A 7,008-nucleotide genomic window follows, 5' to 3' on the forward strand; every position below is an offset into this window, starting at 1 on the left:
GAACCAGAATTATATCAGCTCTGAGAAGTTATTGTCGGTCTTCTTGAGAACTTATATTATGTCTCTTTGAATAACCACAATAAAAAATTGAGGGAACAGGGAACAGGGAACAGGGAGTAATTGATCGGAGAAAAGATTTTTATTATGGCTAATTAATGAGACTTTATATTACACCATATTTCCTTTTTTTTCAATATTTAGTCTATATTCTCAAAGGATTAAGTGTTAATCCCTCTCCTTTAAAGGAGAAACAATAGATATATTCAGAGAAAAGGGAACAGCTCATATGGGAGAAATAATTGATTATATATGGATAATAATTGACTTTATTTTTAATTTTTATCAGATGTCTAATGAATTAATTTTCCTGTTCGTCAATTCTATCCGTTTTCAAGGAGAGGTAATAATTAATGATTAATTATTAATTATTAATTGTTAAACTCTTCCTTCTTCTCTTAAATAAACTCTCGTGGGTCTGTAACATACCCAGTTATAGCAGAAGCAGCAGTAGTATAGGGAGATGCTAGATATATTTGAGCTTGTTTGTTACCCATGCGACCAGGAAAATTACGGTTAGTGGTAGAAACACATACATGAGCTTCATTCAACCGCCCAAAAGTATCTAGCGGTCCTCCTACACAAGCAGCACAAGAAGGAGGAGCAGGTTCGAGGCAACCTGCATTTAAAAATATTTCTGATAGGGTCTGACCATCGTGTTTGATGGAAAATAAATCGTTGTAAACTGTTTGAGTTGCAGGTACTAAATATGTAGGCACTTTCACTTGATGACCTTTAATAATTTTAGCAGCATCAATAAAATCAGAAATTTTTCCACCCGTGCAAGAGCCAATATAAACCCTGTCAATCATAATATCGCGGCAATTTCGTGCTAATTCTCGGCGATCTGGAGAATGAGGTTTAGCTACTACTGGTTCTAATTTTGTGACATCATAGGAGCGCTCACTAAAAAATCTAGCATTGATATCATTGTAAATAGGCTCAAAAGTTTTGGTAGTTCGCCCCTGCAAATACTCAAAAGTTGTCCGATCTGCAGCAATAACACCATTTTTTCCCCCCGCCTCAATTACCATATTGCACAAAGTCATTCGTTCCTCCATGGTCATCTTTTCCACAGTCTCACCCGCAAATTCCATTGTGCGATAAGTAGCCCCAGATACACCAATATCACCAATAATATGCAATATTAAATCTTTTGCCAATAGATAATTTGGCAATTCCCCAGAGAAAACAAACCGCATTGTCCCAGGAACTTTCAACAATAATTTACCTGTTCCCATGACAAAAGCTGCATCAGTGTGACCGATACCAGTGGCAAATAACCCGAAAGCACCAGCATTACAAGTATGGGAGTCAGTGCCAAACAGTACTTGACCGGGAATAGTATGACCTTCTTGAGCTAGGGCAATATGACAAACACCTTTATAGTTAGGGTTGGCCTGAAAGTCGGAGCGATCGCTAATATCATAAAAATATTTAATTTCTTGTTCAATGGCAAATTCTCGTACAAGATCAAGATTGCGGTTAGCTCGTTTGTCAGCGGTGAAAATATAATGGTCAGGAATAATAACTATTTTATTTCGATCCCAAACTTTGGCATTTACGCCAAATTCCTGCTTAAAAATACCAATGGTACTGGGGCCAGCAACATCATGGGTCATTAACAGGTCAGCATGAACCCAAATATTTTCTCCAGGAGTTACTTGAGAAAGTTTCGCAGCTTTGGCTAAAATTTTTTCCGTTAAGGTCATGGTCATAGTAATGTTCTCCAGTAACTGTAGATATTTAACTACAATAACAAATATAGAACTTATGCAAAATTCTGAATCACACTCTTGTTCTAGTGTAAGGTGTGTTGCAACTGAGCCTAATTATAGATATTCAACTACAATAACTAATCAGGACTACGCATGAGGTACGAAAAACTAGGACTTGAGATTGCTTTCCGTTCCGGACTGCTGCGCAAACCCTATTGGTCGCAATGACAGAAATACGTTGAAGTGCGTAAGTCCTATAATATTAATATTATTCCTGTTGGCACAGGAGAATGTAGTAAAAAGTGTATGGTTAAACCTGAATGTGTTGAAAACCTGCCCCAGTTATTTACAATTCCAAAGCTGCCAGAAGAAATATTAAGTTGTCTGCAAAATTTTATATATTTTTAAGCGTGTTAAACAACCAAGCAATTATCTCAAAATTATCAACTATCAAAACTGCCATTGTCCCCATAACCTTAGCTATTTTAGTAGGGTCTATATTCCACTGGCTCAATTTTCCTGTCGGTTGGTTGCTCGGGCCGATGATTGCCGGAATTATCTATGCGATCGCTCAAGGTACTCCCCAACCGTTACCGAAAGTAATAATGATGATGGGCAAAGCAATAATTGGTATTGCTACAGCATTTCGTTTTTCCCCAGAAACAATTAGTTTAATTAGCACTTACGCTATTCCTGTAATAGGGTGTATTCTGATTACTGCTGCCTTAAGTATGTTCAAAGGCTATCTGTTGTCACTTTTGAGTGGAGTTAACCGCTCTACTGCTTTTCTGGCATCTATTCCTGGCAGCGCTTCTGCTATCGTTGCTATGAGTGAAGAACTAGAGGCAGACCCTATTGCTGTTGCTATCCTCCAGTATTTGCGATTGTTATTAGTAGTATTTATTATACCAACTGCTACCATATTCATGTTTTCAGCTATTGACCAGACTCAAACTACAACTTTATTAGTATCAGGTAAAACAAGCATATCCATATTTGGGAATTTATTAGTAATAGCAGGATGTTGTGGTTTAGGAATTTGGGGCGGAAAATTATTACGTTTGCCTTCCTCTGCTTTTTTAGGTAGTTTTATAGTTGGGTTAACTACTTTGTGGGGAACGCCATATCAATTACAAGTTCCTCAATGGTTATTTGCAGTCGGTCTCCTGCTAGTAGGAATTTCTATAGGCGTTCAGTTTGATTGGGAAAATGCTCGTAAATTGTGGAAAGCTATTTTAATTGATCTCGGACTGGTAATAGGATTAATTATCGGTTGTTTTGGAGTAGGTTATGAATTTTATAATTTAACAGAGGTGGACTTAATTACTTCTGTGTTAAGTTTTACCCCAGGGGGGATAGAAGCCATGATCGCAACTGTGAATGAGTTGGGTGGTGATGCTGGTTTAGTTTTGGCAATTCAACTTACTCGAATGTTAACTATTATCTTAGTTGGACCTGGGTTGACAACTCTGATAGTTAAGAGAATGAAAATACGCCCTAGTGTCATATCAAAATAGCAATATAATGGCAGAAGGAAGAAGGAATAAGGAAAATCTTCCATTGATCGATGAATGATACTATTGGTTGTGCATTCCTGGGCAAATGTTTGAGAATTTTTAATTCTACATCTATGAACGCATCGACTTTACAGAGCTATCTAAATAATTAAATAATCAGGACTTACGCAAAGATACTATATAGAACCCATTTGAGTTCTATTTACAGCAGTTTTCATTTGAATAGACTACAGTAGAGACGTTCCATGGAACGTCCCTACAAGTATTATTGTTTTGAATTTGTGGTTCACCAATCTCAAAAGCGCTCTCAAAAGAGATGGGAAGGTAGGAAGATAGGAAGGTGGGGAGTATTTTTCGACCTTTTTCTATATTCCTTCCTTCCATCTCCTGACTCGGTGTTCTTGACTCCTACTAAAAAAAACTTTATCTTGAAAAAGATCCCAAATGGGTTCTACATAGCGTATACCACTATAGCTTTCATCTATTGACTCAAGTGGATTTAAACTTCTGTGTTAACTTTCACCCCTGGTGGGTTGGAAGCGATGATTGCAACTTTTAATAACCTAGGTGGTTAGCGGATTTAGTGTTGGCAATTCAACTTATATCATGTCTGCTGGGGCGCGTTTGTGTAAAACCAAGAGTGAATATCTACAGGAAATTTACGTTTTTTCAAGCTTTTAAGCCTTCTTCCCTCTTCCTTCTTCCTTCTTTCTTACTTTAACTATACAATACCGATGCTACCAGACATGATATTACTCGAATGTTAACTATGAGAATTGCTGGACCTGGGTTTACAGCTATTATATTCAATAAGGTTCTAATAGAAATCTCCAGAAAAGAGGCAACAGCTCATCTGGCAACAGGCAACAGGGAGAAATAATTGATAATTTATGGATAAGAATTGATTTTATTTTTGATTTTTACCAGATGTCTAATGTTATATTGCAATAGGAAGATTAGGCTGTTCGGTTTAGTAGCATAAACAGGAGGATCGTTGCTACAATCTCTAGAAGAAAAATACGATGATATTTTGACTAAAAATATTGTCGTTGCCTAATTTCTCTGTTTACTTAAAATAAGTATTATAACTGTAAAAGTTTTTTATGAAAGCTAATAGATTAGAATCTTACAGTATAACAGCTCTGAGTGTAATTTTAGGGATATTGGCTACAACTCCCGCCAAATCTCAACCCATAACCCCCTCAAACGACGGCACAGGTACAACCGTCAATCAAAACGGCAATCAATTTAATATTCAAGGTGGCGCTCATAATGGGACTAACCTCTTCCACAGTTTTGACCAATTCAACGTTCACTCTGGTCAAACAGCCAACTTCCTAACCACTCCAGATACTCGCAATATTCTCGGCAGAATCACAGGAGGTAACGCCTCAATTATCAATGGTCTGATCCAAGTCATCGGTAGTAATTCTAACCTCTTCCTGATGAACCCCGCAGGCATAATGTTTGGCCCCAACGCTAGTGTTAATGTCCCCGCCTCATTCAGCGTGACTACAGCCACAGGTATAGGTTTTAACAGCAATAACTTCTGGTTTCAAGCCATGGGAACAAATGATTATGCCAACCTAGTAGGAAACCCCAGTGGCTATCATTTTAATGTCTCAAACCCAGGCGCTATAGTTAACGAAGGGAACCTCAGTTTAAACCCAGGGGAAAATCTTACTTTGTTGGGTGGCACGGTTATTAACACAGGGCAACTCTCCACAGCAGGCGGCAACGTTACTATCGCAGCAGTAGAAGGAGGTAGTATCCTGAGAATATCCCAACCAGGAAATTTATTAAGTTTGGAAGTAGGTTCAACAACAGCGAATGGGGAAGATCTTTTTGGTATAACCCCCTTATCCTTACCCGAACTTTTAACAGGTGGAGAAATAACTCAGGCCACATCTATGACTGTGAATGGAAATGGTGATGTGGTGTTGATAGATTCAAATACCCTGGTAGCTGATTTACCAGGTACAGCAATTACTTCGGGAAATATAGATGTATCAACAACTTCCAATCCCTCCCTTTCAAAGGGGGGTCAGAGGGGATCTAATGTCGGAGGACAGATAAATGTGTTAGGCGATCGCGTAGCAATTATTGATGCCAATATTAACGCCGATGGTCTAAATGGAGGGGGAAGAGTATTAATTGGAGGCGACTTTCAAGGTAATGGAATAGTACCCAATTCTCAGCAAACATTTGTTAACAATAACTCATTTATTTTCGCTGACGCTACCACAAATGGTGATGGAGGTCAAGTAATAATTTGGTCAGATGGAATTACTAATTTTTCCGGGAATATTAGTGCGAGAGGAGGAGAATTTTCTGGTGATGGAGGGTTTGTTGAAGTATCTGGAAAACAACAATTAATATTTGATGGAAATGTCGATGTTAGTGCTGCGTTTGGCACTCCAGGAACAATATTATTAGACCCAGAAAATATTACAGTGGGAGAGTCAGAAAATACTGAAAATTCAGAAACAGTAGATGATAATTCGGAAGTGCAATCTACAGAAAATATTGAAATTTCAGAAACAGAAACAGTAGATAATAATTCGGAAGTGCAATCTACAGAAAGTAGAGATTATCCTACTACAGAAAATACTGAAAATTCAGAAACAGTAGATGATAATTCGGAAGTGCAATCTACAGAAAGTAGAGATTATCCTACTACAGAAAATACAGAAGAAAATGTCGATAATTCAGAAATAACAGAAAATACAAATTCAGAGACAGAAATTGCCGATCGCTCAGAAACAACAGAAAAAGAAACACCAATAGACCCCTTTGCTCAAGATGAAAATTCTGATGTAACAATTTCCGCAGAAAATATTGAGGAATTATCAGGAGATATAATTTTATTCGCCGACAACGATATAACAATTAATGAAAAAATAGAAACTACTGAATCTGTAGAATTAAAAGCAGGTAGAAGTATTAATATAAATGCCGATATTGATACATCAATTGGCAATGGAAATATTGAGTTATTTGGTAATAATGATGAGATGAATATTGATAACCGGAGTGCCGGAGCAGCATCAATAAATCAACTAGATGTAACAACATTAAATGCCGGAATTGGAAACATCAGAATAGAGTTAGGAAATTTAGGAGAAGTAGGGGATATAAATTTGGCAAACTTAACCACAACAGGGCAAGTTTTAGTTAATGCTAATGGGGGAAATATTGCCAGAGTTTCAGAGAATTCATTGATAAATGCGGGTAGTGTTTTATTTCAAACTTCTGGCAGTGGAGGAATAGGTTTAACTGATGCACCTTTGCAGTTGAATGTAGAAAATTTGGAAGCTGTTTCTGGCAGTGGTGGAGCATTTTTTGATGTGTTGGGAGATGTGAATATTGGTGATGTGAGTGAGGATGTGGATGGTATTATTACTGCTGGGGGAGATATAGAAATTCAGAGTGCAGGAAATGTGACTTTAACAGAAAATATTTCTATTTCGGAGCAAGATGCTACAGAAAATAATTCTGGGGTGGCATCTACAGAAAATACAGAAGTTGATAGTGGGACAGGTGGTGCAATTAATATTGAAGCTACTGGAGATATTGTTGCTACGGGTAACGGAATTAAAGCTAGTGGGGAAAGTGTTTCTTTGTCTGGAACGAATATTACGATCAATGATGAATTTGATGAAACTTCTGGGGATGCGGATGTTAAGTTGGAGGCGACAAATGATATAACTGTTGAG

General features: G+C 37.6%; 3 protein-coding genes. 2 read left to right on the forward strand and 1 reads right to left on the reverse strand.

Annotated features, from left to right (window positions below):
- Positions 1-455: 455 nt before the first annotated feature.
- Positions 456-1,775 carry a 3-isopropylmalate dehydratase large subunit gene (locus F6K18_RS27475; protein ID WP_287525517.1) on the reverse strand — a complete coding sequence of 440 codons (1,320 nt, stop codon included), beginning with the start codon at positions 1,773-1,775 and terminating at the stop codon, positions 456-458.
- A gap of 410 nt (positions 1,776-2,185) precedes the next feature.
- Between F6K18_RS27475 and F6K18_RS27480 the strand changes: the two genes are divergently transcribed.
- Together F6K18_RS27480 and F6K18_RS27485 are read left to right on the forward strand one after the other, a co-directional pair.
- Positions 2,186-3,292 (forward strand): AbrB family transcriptional regulator, encoded by a 1,107-nt coding sequence (locus tag F6K18_RS27480; RefSeq protein ID WP_287525519.1) that lies wholly within the window; start codon positions 2,186-2,188, stop codon positions 3,290-3,292.
- Between the two features lie 1,103 nt (positions 3,293-4,395).
- On the forward strand, positions 4,396-7,008 hold a 2,613-nt coding region (locus tag F6K18_RS27485), incomplete at its 3' end, for a filamentous hemagglutinin N-terminal domain-containing protein (protein WP_287525520.1).

This window comes from Okeania sp. SIO2C2 (assembly GCF_010692625.1).
Classification (GTDB): domain Bacteria; phylum Cyanobacteriota; class Cyanobacteriia; order Cyanobacteriales; family Microcoleaceae; genus Okeania; species Okeania hirsuta.